A 13,663-nucleotide genomic window follows, 5' to 3' on the forward strand; every position below is an offset into this window, starting at 1 on the left:
TTTCAAATGAAAAAATATATAATAGTTCTTGGCTTAGCAATGCTGAGTTTTGGAATGAAAGCTCAGAATCAGGCGCCTGCGCAACCACAAACCAAACCTATTGCTTTAGTAGGTGGTACTATCCATATAGGCGATGGCAAGATTATTCAAAACGGTACCGTAGTATTTGATAAAGGTGTGATTACAGGCATCGGTGATGCGTCTCTTACTTTTGACAAAAACTCAACGGAGGTTATCAATGTGGCGGGTAAATCTGTTTATCCGGGCATCATCGCTCCATCTGCTCTAGCTGGTCTGGTAGAAATTGCTTCGGTAAGAGCTACTTTAGATAATCAGGAAACCGGACAATTCAACCCGCACGTAAGAGCATTGATTGCGCATAATACTGACTCTGAGGTTATTCCTACGTTGCGTGGCAATGGTATTCTGGTTGGGCAAAGTACACCAGAAGGTGGCATTATTTCAGGTACTTCGGCTATTATGGAATACGATGGGTGGAACTGGGAAGATGCAGCTTTGAAAAAAGATGATGGTGTTTGGTTAAATTACCCTGCTTTGGTAAGCCGTCAGTTCAGCTTCGAAGAATTGAAGTTTACTATTAAGAAAAACGAAAAATACATGGAGCAAAAGAATGAGTTAGCTCAACTTTTCTCTGAAGGTCTGGCTTACTCTGAAATCAGCAATCCAAATCCTAAAAATGCACAATTAGAAGCATTGAAAGGTTTGTATGATGGTTCGAAACAATTGTTTATCCGTGTAAATAGTGGTAAAGAAATCATAGAAGCAGTGAAATTGGCGCAACAATACAAAATCTCAAAAATTGTAGTAGTTGGTGGCGAAGAAGCTGAATTAGCGATTGATTTCCTGAAAGAAAATAAGATTCCGGTAATTGTAAATGGTACACACCGTTTGCCAAATACAACGGATGAGGAGGTGTGGAATCCATACAAATTGCCAGGTGTATTGATGAAAGCCGGATTGACAGTAGGTATGTATTATACAGAAGAATTCTGGCGTACACGTAACCTGCCTTTCGTAGCTGGAACAGCTGCTGCTTTTGGTATGGCACAAGAAGATGCCTTGAAAATGATTACGCTTAACAATGCTAAAATCCTGGGAATCGACAAGCAAGTAGGTTCATTGGAATTAGGTAAACTGGCAACAATCGTGGTATCAGCAGGTGATATTCTGGATATGCGTACAAGTAAAGTAGAGCAGGCGTTTATCAGAGGCAAGAAAATTGATCTGGATGATAAACAAAAAAGATTATACAAAAAGTATGTTGGCAAATATGGTCTGACAGAGAAATAATAGCTGACAAGATTTCAAGAAAGGATTGCGAAGAGATTTGCAATCCTTTCTTGTTTTTAGCAGATAAATTCTCATAAAATACTAATTTTGATAAACAACATTACTCAATTCAATGAACACCGTCATACCTATTTTCAGAATATTCGATATTAATAAAGCCAAAGAATTTTACATAGACTGGCTTGGTTTTAAGATTGATTGGGAGCATCGCTTCGGAGAGAATTTTCCGGTATATATGTCTATTTCAAAAGGTGATATAACCATACATGTATCAGAACATTATGGTGATGCAACACCCGGATCAAAGATTATGATTAATTTTAAAGGATTGAAAGAATATTGTGAATTGTTAAGAGCGAAAAACTACCGCTATTATAAACCAGGTATTGAAGAATCTGAATGGAATTCTTATATTATGGAATTAACAGACCCTTTTGGCAATCGGTTGATGTTTAATGAAGCTAAATCTGTATAGATTTATTTGTAACAGAACTCCCCTCCTTGTTCGCCTTATGAAAAAGTCAGACCTTATTTTTATTACTCTAAATTAATAGTACGATTATTGCAAAAACCTGCCTAAATGCTTGGAAAGCACAATTCTAATTGGGAAATTTATTTCTTGCAATTTATAACTAGCTGCTCGCTCAACAACTATTGAAATGGAGAAAAAGAAAATGAATACAGATAGCAGAGATAAAACTGAATATAGATTACCATTATGGTGGGAACCTTTTTTGCTGACGAAAGCACCAGCGATGCTTTCCAAATATCAGCTACCCAAATGAAAGCGAAAAAAGGTATACGCTACGGTGACTACCTTTTTGACTTGGGCAACAGTTTTCACAATTAATTGTGTAATCCATTTACAAACTCTCTGCTTGACAACCTATGAAAAAAACGCTGGTTCTACTTTTAGTTACATTAGTATTTATTGAAGGTTCTGTTTTTCTAAATGCTTGTTCTACCTCAAAAAAAGAAGAACAAACTTTCAATCCCAAATTTAAACTCACACCTGCTGAAAAGATTACTTTCAACTCTTTTGTAGATTGTAATATGGCAGAGGCATGGGTAGGCGATACTTTCAGGATTTTTCCGGGTAAATATGGAGAAGACCCGCTTTGGGGATATGCTAAAGACTTAAAATATGCCAGTGGTAAAAATGCTGACCAAGTTTTTAAAAGCACGAAAGAAAACTTTCATTCCCCAATTATGCCTAATAATGCACCAATAGGACAAGATGGTTTGCACGGTGCTGTTTGGTTTGAAACGGTTTACCAATCTCCCAAAGATGCCTCAGGTAAAACCTTATATGCTGTTTATCATAACGAAAATTACCCACAAACTCTTCCTTATGAGGCAACAACAGGGCAAGGTTATAAAAATTCAGAAAAATGGCCTCAAGGCTTAACTGGAGAAACTAGTCCGGCGGCAGTTTGTAGGATTGGTATAATGAAATCGATTGACGGCGGTAAAAGCTGGGAGAATAAGGGGATATTTATCGAAGACCTCAATCCAAGAATGATTCTGAAACCTAATAATACCTCTAACACTTTTGCCGGAGGAGTGGGCGACCCGTCAGCAATAGCAAGCGGAGATTATTTATATTTGTTTTATGGCGAATACGGGTATCCGGGCAGTTATCAGGAAACCACTTATAATCCTAAAACAGAATGGGAAGGACAATGTATCAGTATTGCCCGCATTGCCTTAACGGATTTAGACAATCCAATTGGAAAAGCCAAAAGGTGGGATGGTAAAGGATTCAATGCACCACATAATGGTATTGGCAAACCGATTTCATCCTTACAAATACCGATGGAGCAAGGTGGAGGGCCAGCCTCCTTTCCTACTAATGGATTCCATTGGGGGCCATCAGTTAGCTGGAATACTTACCTAAATTGCTGGGTCATGATGATGGCTAAATCAGAGGGTAAATCATGGAAAGGAGATAAGGTCTACATTTCATTCAACAAAAACGCAGACTTGACCAAAGGAGCAAATTCGCAGGAATGGACAAAGCCACAACTGGTTTTTGAGAAACCCGGTTATATTTTATGGTATCCATCTTTACAGCCTTTGAATACACCAGAAGATATCGCAGCTAAAAACACCTGCGTGAAATTAGGTAAAAAAGCGAGATTTTTTGTCAAACGGATTAAACCGGGTGATGATTCTTATGCTTCTGAGCATATTATAGAGTTTGAATAATGTATCACGACTTCCATACGATGGACCGTCAAGTCGTATAATGTAAACGACTTGAAAAGTCGTGATACATTTATTTCTTAAAAACAACCCAAACAGCTAGAAATATCAGTCCGAAGCCGACTAGGTAATTCCATTTAAGGGGTTCTTTAAGATATAAGACTGCAAAAACCACGAAGACAACCAATGTGATGGCTTCTTGTATGGTTTTAAGCTGGAAAGCATTGAATTGCCCATACCCAAATCTGTTGGCGGGTACCATGAAGAGGTATTCAAAAAAGGCAATTCCCCAACTGATAGCGATGGCTTTCCAGATTGGCAAATCAGGTCTTTTTAAATGGCCATACCAAGCAAAGGTCATGAATGTATTAGAAACAAGGAGCAACAGGATGGTTCTCATAGTCGAAATTTAGAAATTGGGTTCTTATTGACGCTTATTTATTGTTAATTTGTACATTGATTTATGCAAAAACGAAAATCACTAAGTATTGCGATAAAATCGCACAAAAATAGGGCATAAATCTAAATCGCCTAATTAAAAGCTAGAAATGAAGATAGGAATTATTGGTTTGGGAGATATGGGGAAAATGTTTGCCCGCCTATGGGCAAAAGCAGGTTTTCAGGTATTTGGTTGTGATCTCCCTCAAAACTATGAGTCGCTACAGAATGAGTTAAGCCCTCTAGGCATTGAAGTTTTAAAAGATGGGATAGCAGTTTCTCGTCTTTGTGATTTTATACTCTATTCGGTAGAAGCTGAAAATATTAATAAAGTTGTTGAACAATGCGGGGGTTCTACAAAATTCGGTGCGATTGTAGCTGGACAAACGTCAGTTAAAACACCTGAAATTGCTGCATTTGAAAAATATCTACCAAAGGATACTCAGATTGTTACTTGTCATGCACTATATGGCCCAGGCGTCAATCCGGAAACCCAGACATTGGCTGTAATCAATCATAGGGCTAGTAATCAGGCATTCGATGAGGCTATCAAGGTTTTCAAGAAAATCGGGTCAATCATTCATGAGTTAAAAGATTACCATGAACATGATCAAATGATGGCAGATATTCAGGCCATTACACACGTAGGCTTTGAAAGTATTGGTACAGCCTGTATGCATCGTAAAGTGTATCCGTGGGAGAATCCATTACACCCAAATGGATTAGATAATGTAAAGTTTCTCATGACTTTACGCATTTACAGTTATAAGTTTCATGTGTATTCGGGTTTGGCCTTACAAAATCCCTATGCAAGAAAAGATGTGAGGAAATATGCTAATTGCGAAATGGAACTATTTGAAATGATGATTGAGGAAAATGAGAAGAAATTCCGTAAACGTATGTATACTGCTCGTGACCATGTTTTTAAAGACAAGGGCGAGAATCTGATGTTAGATGATAAAATTATGAGCGAATTTAGTCTGAGTCTGGATACGGGGCATAAACCTAACTCCCATTTAAGTTTGCTGGCAATGGTAGATACCTGGTATAAATTGGGGACGAATCCTTATAAAAATCTGGTTTGTCAGACTCCTCCTTTTAAGTTAAGGGTAGGTATGGCTGAATATCTTTTTATGAATGAGGATTTATTAGAAGAAACCATCGAAACAGCCTTGTTTGATAAAAGTATCCGAGGCGAAGACCTGGCTTTTCATACGGCTGTACATGAGTGGGCAAATATTGTAGAAATGGGTGATAAGGAAAGTTATAAAAAGCATTTTGAAGCGACAAAAGAATACCTTGCTCCTCGTCTGGAAGAAGGAAGATACAAAAGCGGTTTATTGATTAATAAATTACGTAGCATATAAAAGTATTAACCTGAAAACTTAATTGTTACTTTTTTCAAAAAACACTTCTCAATGAATAAAACAGATTTATCAAAATTCAATAACGACTGGTATAAGGATTCAGCGCTTACCAAAGGTTTTTTGATAACATTGATATGGTTTATTATTAATCGTATTTTTCTTAACTCCTATTTACCGATTCCGATGTCAATTAAAGTAGCGATTTTAAAGGTCTTTGGAGCTAAGATTGGTAAAGGGATAACGATAAAACCAATGGTAAACGTAAAAGCGCCATGGAACTTAGCTGTTGGAGACAATGTTTGGATAGGTGAGTGCGTTTGGATAGATAATATCGGTAAAGTCAGCATTGGCAATAATGTTTGTATCTCGCAGGGTGCTTTGTTATTATCGGGCAACCATAATTATAAGAAAGAGGCATTTGATTTGATTATCAATGATATTGTATTAGAAGATGGTGTATGGATAGGTGCCAAAGCCATTGTTTGTACTGGTGTGACTTGTTTTTCGCATGCTGTGCTGTCTGTCAATTCTGTTGCCACACAAAATCTTGATGCTTACCAGATATATCAGGGTAACCCTGCCAAGGCTGTGCGGGAGAGAGTTATCGCCATTTGATAAAAAAATCGCCAAAAAGAATTACGCTTTTTTCTTTAAAAAGAAAAAAAAGTGTTTATTTTGTAAAATTAGATACCCCAAAAGTATTTTCTAAATCAAAATCTAATGTTTCCCACATTTGAATCACTAATACCTGATAAAAACATCCAGATTCTAATTTCAGCTATAATCGCACTTTTTATAAGCCTGCGCTCTATACCTGTCATTATTAATATAAGTGGTCTTCGTGGCTTGATGGATAATCCGGTTAAAAGAAGTTCGCATAGCACTCCTACCCCAACTTTCGGTGGTGTCGCCATTTTTGCAGGTATTTTAATCGGTTATATGATATGGAACTTTGGCGATGAAGGCATTTTATTGCATAAGGTTTTCGCTGGAATGACTATCCTTTTCTTCTTAGGAATCAAAGATGATTTATACGCTTTATCACCTACCAAAAAAATAGGTATTCAGATTATTGCCTCAGCTATTGTAGTAGTTGGTTGTGATTTAAGAATTTCTGACTTATTTGGAATATTTGGTGTTGGAGAGATTCCTTATTTACTAAGTATAGGTCTTACCATCTTTATATTTGTCGCCATGATTAATGCCTTCAATCTGATTGATGGGATTGATGGTCTGGCAGGTGGTATAGGTATGATTGCCAGTGGCGGTTTTGGCCTTTGGTTCTTATTGAATCATCATTACTCATTGGCTTGTTTAGCACTTTGTTTATCAGGATCTTTGTTAGGTTTTTTAAGATTTAATTTCTCTCAGAATAACAAAATATTCATGGGCGATACCGGCTCATTGATTATTGGATATATTATTACAGTACTGGCAGTAAAATTCATTCACTTCAATGTTTTGCATGCCTGGGATCCTACAAGTTCGTTTGTAAGTGCTCCAATTATCGCTATTGTTATACTGGTTGTACCTATTTTTGATACCATCAGAGTATTTTCAGTTCGTATTCTAAGAGGCAAATCTCCATTTAAAGCCGACCGTATGCATATGCATCATTTGCTGATTGATAATAATCTTTCACATATGCAAGCATCTTTTACGCTTTATGCAGTAACGATTATTTTAACTGTAATTACTTATTCAGCTAGGTTGTATTTTAGTAATACGGAACTTTGTTTCTTTATACTTTTCCTTTTAGTATGTTATTTCTTAGTAGCAAACTGGTTAGAAGTGAGGCGATTTCAAGCCAAGAAAGCCAAAGAAGCAACAATAGTGGCATCAGAAGCAATAGTAATTGAAACTAAGACAACAGAAAAAATAGCTAACTCTGAAAAACTTCAATTCGGAGAGATTAGTGCAAATTAATTATTGGAAGATTTTTCAAACCGTATTTAAAAAAGAGACATCAATATCAAGATATACTAAAAAAGCTCTTTCATAGAAAGAGCTTTTTTAGTATAGTATATGTAAACATTCAAATCTTATTCCCATTCAATTGTTGCAGGTGGTTTAGAGCTGATATCATAGACAACTCTATTTACTCCTTTTACTCTATTGATAATTTCATTAGAAATATCAGCTAGAAACTCGTAAGGTAGATGTGCCCAATCGGCTGTCATACCATCAATACTGGTAACTGCTCTCAGGGCTACTACTTTTTCGTAGGTTCTTTCGTCGCCCATTACACCTACACTTTGTACTGGCAATAAGATAGCTCCTGCTTGCCACACATTATCGTAGAGACCATTGTCCTTCAACCCATTGATGAAGATAGCATCCACTTCCTGCAAAATCTGTACTTTTTCAGCAGTAATATCTCCTAAGATACGAATTGCTAAACCTGGACCAGGGAATGGGTGACGACCCAAAATATTTTGTGGGATATCTAATGATTTACCTACTTCACGTACACCATCCTTAAATAAAAGCCTTAGTGGTTCAACTACCTGTAATTTCATAAAATCAGGTAGGCCGCCTACGTTGTGATGTGACTTGATAGTAACTGAAGGGCCTTTTACTGATACAGATTCAATAACATCGGGATAAATAGTTCCCTGCCCTAACCAAGCAGCTCCTTCTACTTTGTGAGCTTCGGTATCAAATACATCTATAAAGGTTTTACCAATCGCTTTACGTTTGGCTTCTGGATCTGTTAATCCTTCCAGGGCTTTGTAGAACTGTTCTTTGGCATCAACACCAATGACATTCAAGCCTAAGCCTTTGTACGATTCTAATACTTCTTCAAATTCATTTTTACGAAGAAGTCCATTATCAACAAATATGCAGTAGAGGTTCTTGCCAATAGCGTGATGGATTAAGGTTGCAGCTACTGATGAATCTACTCCACCTGATAAGCCCATGATTACCTTATCATCACCTAATTTTTCTTTCAGCTCTTTGATTGATGCTTCTGCAAATGAATCAGGTGTCCAGTTCTGAGAACATTCGCAAATATCAACTACAAAGTTTTTGATAATTGTCTTACCTTGTAATGTATGGGTAACCTCAGGATGGAACTGAATACCATAGCGAGGCTTGTCATGTAATTTAAATGCCGCTACTTTTACTGTATCCGTGGAAGCAATAATATCTGCACCTGATGGAGGGCTGGCAATGGTATCGCTGTGCGACATCCATACTTGTGTATTATCAGCTACTTCCTTGAATAAAGCATACCGATTGTCTATTTTATTCAGAATCGTGCGGCCATATTCTCTGATAGACGAGGGTAATACTTCGCCTCCACCGGTTTGTGCCATCATCTGGGCACCATAACAAATACCTAAAACCGGAATATCCGCAGGGAATTCTTGCCAGTTCACAATCGGTGCATCTTCTTCACGCACTGAGCACGGACTACCAGAAAGGATAATGCCTTTTATTTCAGAAGTGATTGCTGGGATTTTATTGAAAGGGTGTATTTCGCAATACACATTAAGTTCTCTAACTCTTCGGGCAATTAACTGAGTAAATTGCGAACCGAAATCAAGAATAAGAATTTGTTCTGTCATGATAGGTTTCTAAAATGCAAAATTAGCAGATTTAGCTAATCCTCCAATACGTTTTTAAAAAAGTATTATTCATAGAGTACTTTTTTAAGGTAATAACTCTTCGGATCTATCACTGGAGTAGTTTTACTTTTCACCTTTATTGGTTTAGAAGCGATGATTTTTCGCTCGATTTTATCTTCGATCTGAATATCAATCGGTAGAGGTGTTGCATAGTTTAGTGATGAAATCAGATATTCATCGTCACTGATTCTTTTTATATATACCTCCAGTTTTTTTGTAGTCCCGAGATAAAAATCAAATAATGGTTTCAGGTTTTGCTTCGACTCTTTACTAAAAAAGGTTTCTACATTATTCGTATTCACTAGGTTATCATAGGTAAATTCAGGGCTTGTGGCAAACTTTTTCAATGCAGGAAAGAAAATATCATCACCAATTACATAGCGCAATGTATGCATAAAGAATGCTCCCTTTCCATAAATATCAGCATGGTATACAGTATCAGCGTTCATATGTTCACCTAAAACTACAGGCAAACGATTCTGTGTAGCACGGCCTGTACGTTCCATTCTTTTCAGGTAGGCTTCTTCTCCTTCATGTTCGCGGGTATATAGCGCATCTCCGAATGAGCAAATTCCTTCCTGAATCCACATATCCGCCCAATCGATCCCTGTTATTTTATTTCCCCACCATTCATGACCAAATTCATGATGCATCAGCCAGTCAAACTCTTTCCCTCCTACCATCGTATATCTGAATTTATTTCCATATGCATTCATGGTCTGGTGTTCCATACCTAAATGAGGTGTTTCGCAGATAGCTATTTTCTCCTTTATCCAAGGATACTCTCCGAAGTATTTCTCTTGTGTTCTTACAATTCGTTCGAATATATCCAAATGCTTTTCGGCTTTATCAACGTGCTCTTCCAATACGTAAAATTGCATGGGCATAGTATGTCCGTCAATAGTTGTATAATTTCTGGAAACGATTTTGAATTTGCCGACATTGAAAAGAATGCTATAATTATTAATTGTATAATTAGTTTTCCAATGAAAAGTAGTTTTGTCTTTTTTAGTAGTCTGGCTTTGCAATAGGCCCGGACCTGCCACTACCAAGCCTTTCGGGACCGTGATAATCAAATCGGCACCTTCATTTGGCTCATCACTTGGATGGTCTTTACATGGAAAATACATTTTCGCACCCTGACTCTGACAGGTAATAGCAATCCAGGGAGTTCCGGTAGTATCTGCTGCCCAGGTAAACCCACCTTTCCATGGTGGACGAGGCGCAATGATAGGTTTACCTCCATATTGTATCTTTACTTTTGCTTTTCCGGGTACTAATGGCGTAGCCAATGAAATTCTAATTAATTCGTTATCGAATTTGAATGATTCTTCTTTGCTATTTACCCAAACTTTGTCGATAGTAAAGCTCTCCACCAAATCAAAAAGTAAAACTTCCGTAGTCTTATTTGTAATAAAATCAATCTCTGCATATCCATTGATACTTTGAGTACCTGGTTTTACTTCCAAAGCTATTTTGTAATGGCGAATATCCATTAATGCCTGTTCCGGCTTTAATAAATCACCTGATTTATTCTTTTGTGCATGAACTGCTACACATATTACCAGATTAATTAAAAAGAAGAAGTACTTCATAGTTTAGGAGATAAAGCGTTTCAGAGTGTAAAAACAAAGATAAAGAATTCAAATAAAAAAATCCATTACAGCGATTATTTCTGTAATGGATTTAATTTATATGTCAGCACTATTAACTATTCAAAAAAGCCGTCATTTCATGAGGTAGAGGATAGTTCTTGAGTTGTCTTCTGATAAGTATAATTTCACCTAAATGAAATGATAAATGTGAAGCCAGTTCTTGAAATAATTTGATTCTATTCTCAATGTTTTCAATTCCACTTATTGATTTAGTCAATTCATTTTTAATCTCCTCAATTTGGGTACTAAACAAAGTAATTATTTTATCTAATTGGCTCTGATCTCCTATTTGTTTACCACAAGACCATGTATCTAACTCACTAATATGCTTGGTTGCCTCACCTTTTAATAACTTAATCTGATAAGCCTGCCAGACAATTAAATGATTCAATATCTGCCAGACACTTTTTGGAGTATTGCCTAAAGTTTCACTTGCCTGTTTAACGTTTAGCTGATTAAATACTTTAAAAGTATCAAATGCCCCATTAAAGATTTTACTTAGGTCAATATTCATCTTACTCGTGAGTAATATCAGTATTTCTTGCAGGACAAACTACATTATAAATCTCGTACCATTCCTGGTGAGTCAATTTAAAATTAGTAGCACTTGCAGCGTTTCTGATGCGGCTTTCAGAAATAGAACCGATAATAGGTAAGGTACCCAATTTCATTAACCATGCTACTGCTGTCTGCTCAATATTGGCTTCATATTTAGCTCCAATTTTTTCTAACTTGGTTCTCACACTAACAGCTTTTTCATCCTCTCCATTCAAAATTCTTCCACCGGCTAAAGGCGCCCAAGCTAAAGGCTTACTGAAACGTTGCTTAATAAAATCGATACGCCCGTCTTCAATAGCAGCAGTATTCATAAGGTTTAACTCAATATGATTGGTTACAATCGGAATCGTAAGATAAGAAGCTAATAGTTGATGCTGGAAAACAGTGAAATTAGCTACACCAATATGATTTACTTTACCGGAATTAACTACATTTGCCAATGCCATTGCTGTTTGCTCAGGGTCAGCAAGGAAATCACTTTGATGTAAAAGGAAAATATCCAGATAATCTGTTTTTAGCCTTTTCAATGAATTATCAACACTTTTCAGAATATGCTCTCTTGAAGTATCATAATAATCAAAAGTACCGTCGTCAGAATGTCTGATACCACATTTGCTGAATAATACTATATCCTCGCGCTTGAAAGACTTATTTTTAATGATTTTACCGAAATGCTCTTCAATAGTATTATTACCATAAACATCTGCATGATCGAAAGTATTAATTCCTAGGTCAAGGCAGAGATTAATAATTTTCTCAATTTTTGTTGTGGTGGTTTGCCCTTCATCATTCCATCTCCAGAAACCATAAATTGCTTCTGATACTTTCGGGCCCGAATCGCTTAGATAAACTTTCTTCATTAGGTTAGATTAATTGTACCGCCACAAAAATAGTCAAATTTCATAAAATTCCTTGAAACCTTAAAAATTTGACAATGCAATACTTTCACCTGCTAAAAGATGCAAGAGCATTTTTTATTTAGGTTAATTGACTTTCAAGTTATCTCCTGACTTATCAGGCACATTGTAACTGAAAAGAATCAGTTAAGATATTGACAAATTGATTTAAAATGAATTTACCTTCCTCCCACTCACCAAAGCCAGAGCTCGCGTTAATATGTCCTTTGTCGCCTATATTCAAAAATGTACTCCCCCAAGTATTGGCAAAATATTCTGAACGTTCAATAGTTGCGTAAATGTCATTCGTACTGGCAACAACAACACTCTCGAAAGGAAGCGCAGTATTGGGAATTGGATTGAAACCTTCTAGAAAACTTAACCTATCAGAGTATTCAGCATCGGCAGGAGCAACTAATAAAGCTCCTTTTACCATAGGAGAATAATATTTCTTTGCCCAATTTACTACTGTAATACAGCCCATGCTATGCGCTACCAGCACTGTTGGCTTCGTTAAACCCTCAATATAAGTTTGTAATTTCTCAACCCATACCTCACGTACGGGTAAGTCCCAATTATCTTGTTCTACTCTGGTAAACAAATAAGGATATTGTTTTTCCCAAAATGTCTGCCAATGTTTTGGTCCAGAACTAGCCAAACCAGGGATTGTCAGAAAATCGATATTTGATGATATTTTCATAGAATTATTGAGTGATTAAGCGATTGAAGATTCAGTGATTAGTTTTATATCTTGACTTAAATGTTTGAAGCAAAGAGTAATTAATTATTTATTTAGTTTATCTAATCACTCATTCACCAATCACTAAATCACTCAATTTTTTAAGCTGCATAATTATAATTAACTTTATAAGGCACACGGTTAACAGCCGCAAAAACGGCACCTAACACTTTTGTGGCAGAAAAAGTATGCAAGAAATCTGCATCAATCGTATGATAGATTACATGACCGTATTGATTCAGAACATAAGTTGCCGGAATCGGTACTTCTTCTGAAATACCAGATACTTTATCCCAAACAGGCACATCTTTTGAATACAAACCAAATTTCTCTGAAATTTCATTGTTTGGGTCAGCAATGACATTGAAAGGTATTTCAAAAAACTGAACCATTTCTCTTACATCTGTATAAGAGGCATGAGCAATTACCAAAAGGTTCCCACCTAAAGCAACAATTTCAGAATATGCTTGATTTAATAATTTCAGGTGCTTTAAACCATAATTATTCCAACCTCCTGACAAAAAACTAATCACCAATGGTTTATTATCGATGATAGATTTAACGGTTGCCTGAGTATAGTTGAATCGATAAGAAACCTTTTGCCAGATACCCATATCCTTTTTAAATGTAATATCAGGTGCATTTGAGCCTGTCATCAAAGGCAGCAACTTAGCATTGTTTTTCTTCATAGGAATCTCCGTATCCCAGAAAGCAGTATCATATTTTTGGCTAGAGTTACTCATATCTTTAAAATTAATTATGGTTCTTCTTGTTGTGAACTCAATATCTGATGCAAATATAGATAATTAACCTATATAATCTATTATTTTAGTAGATTATTATCAAAATTAATACAACTCGC

At 36.4% G+C, this 13,663-nt stretch carries 14 protein-coding genes; 7 read left to right on the forward strand and 7 right to left on the reverse strand.

All coding sequences use genetic code 11. The features are described 5' to 3' along the window. Window positions 1-6: 6 nt before the first annotated feature. The 4 genes from ACYVFA_RS06895 to ACYVFA_RS06910 all read left to right on the forward strand — a co-directional run bounded on the left by ACYVFA_RS06895 (window position 7) and on the right by ACYVFA_RS06910 (window position 3,519). A complete protein-coding gene (locus ACYVFA_RS06895) occupies window positions 7-1,311 on the forward strand; it encodes an amidohydrolase family protein (RefSeq protein WP_460471078.1) in 1,305 nt (434 codons plus the stop codon). A gap of 112 nt (window positions 1,312-1,423) precedes the next feature. Beyond that, window positions 1,424-1,786, forward strand: coding sequence for a glyoxalase superfamily protein (locus ACYVFA_RS06900; protein ID WP_460471079.1), 363 nt, complete (start codon window positions 1,424-1,426; stop codon window positions 1,784-1,786). 184 nt (window positions 1,787-1,970) lie between these two features. Next, window positions 1,971-2,096: a hypothetical protein gene (locus ACYVFA_RS06905; RefSeq protein WP_460471080.1), complete on the forward strand. Its 126-nt coding sequence runs from the start codon at window positions 1,971-1,973 to the stop codon at window positions 2,094-2,096. A 103-nt stretch (window positions 2,097-2,199) separates the two neighbouring features. Next, on the forward strand, window positions 2,200-3,519 hold the full coding sequence (locus ACYVFA_RS06910; RefSeq protein ID WP_460471081.1) for a hypothetical protein: 1,320 nt from the start codon (window positions 2,200-2,202) through the stop codon (window positions 3,517-3,519). Between the two features lie 70 nt (window positions 3,520-3,589). Here the strand turns inward: ACYVFA_RS06910 and ACYVFA_RS06915 are convergent, their stop codons facing one another. After that, complete coding sequence (locus ACYVFA_RS06915) at window positions 3,590-3,916, reverse strand: DMT family protein (RefSeq protein ID WP_460471082.1); 327 nt, start codon at window positions 3,914-3,916, stop codon at window positions 3,590-3,592. A gap of 148 nt (window positions 3,917-4,064) precedes the next feature. On the opposite strand from ACYVFA_RS06915, the gene ACYVFA_RS06920 reads away from it, so the two are divergent. From ACYVFA_RS06920 to ACYVFA_RS06930, 3 genes are all read left to right on the forward strand, one after another. Beyond that, window positions 4,065-5,321, forward strand: a complete 1,257-nt coding sequence (locus tag ACYVFA_RS06920; RefSeq protein ID WP_460471083.1) for an NAD(P)-binding domain-containing protein — start codon at window positions 4,065-4,067, stop codon at window positions 5,319-5,321. A gap of 51 nt (window positions 5,322-5,372) precedes the next feature. Next, entirely contained in the window at window positions 5,373-5,936 is a 564-nt protein-coding gene (locus ACYVFA_RS06925; RefSeq protein WP_460471084.1) for an LbetaH domain-containing protein, read from the forward strand. A 105-nt stretch (window positions 5,937-6,041) separates the two neighbouring features. Then, a complete protein-coding gene (locus ACYVFA_RS06930; RefSeq protein ID WP_460471085.1) occupies window positions 6,042-7,247 on the forward strand; it encodes a glycosyltransferase family 4 protein in 1,206 nt (401 codons plus the stop codon). 116 nt (window positions 7,248-7,363) lie between these two features. Here ACYVFA_RS06930 and guaA read toward each other — a convergent pair whose 3' ends face one another. From guaA to ACYVFA_RS06960, 6 genes are all read right to left on the reverse strand, one after another. Further along, window positions 7,364-8,893, reverse strand: a complete 1,530-nt coding sequence (gene guaA / locus ACYVFA_RS06935; RefSeq protein WP_460471086.1) for a glutamine-hydrolyzing GMP synthase — start codon at window positions 8,891-8,893, stop codon at window positions 7,364-7,366. A gap of 65 nt (window positions 8,894-8,958) precedes the next feature. Continuing rightward, complete coding sequence (locus tag ACYVFA_RS06940) at window positions 8,959-10,548, reverse strand: M1 family metallopeptidase (protein ID WP_460471087.1); 1,590 nt, start codon at window positions 10,546-10,548, stop codon at window positions 8,959-8,961. A 112-nt stretch (window positions 10,549-10,660) separates the two neighbouring features. Next, entirely contained in the window at window positions 10,661-11,122 is a 462-nt protein-coding gene (locus ACYVFA_RS06945; protein ID WP_460471088.1) for a hypothetical protein, read from the reverse strand. Between the two features lies 1 nt (window position 11,123). Further along, window positions 11,124-12,026 (reverse strand): aldo/keto reductase, encoded by a 903-nt coding sequence (locus ACYVFA_RS06950; protein ID WP_460471089.1) that lies wholly within the window; start codon window positions 12,024-12,026, stop codon window positions 11,124-11,126. Between the two features lie 154 nt (window positions 12,027-12,180). Next, window positions 12,181-12,762: an RBBP9/YdeN family alpha/beta hydrolase gene (locus ACYVFA_RS06955; RefSeq protein WP_460471090.1), complete on the reverse strand. Its 582-nt coding sequence runs from the start codon at window positions 12,760-12,762 to the stop codon at window positions 12,181-12,183. Between the two features lie 140 nt (window positions 12,763-12,902). After that, a complete protein-coding gene (locus ACYVFA_RS06960; protein WP_460471091.1) occupies window positions 12,903-13,544 on the reverse strand; it encodes a redoxin domain-containing protein in 642 nt (213 codons plus the stop codon). Between the last annotated feature and the right edge of the window lie 119 nt (window positions 13,545-13,663).

The organism is Emticicia fontis (genome assembly GCF_054779675.1).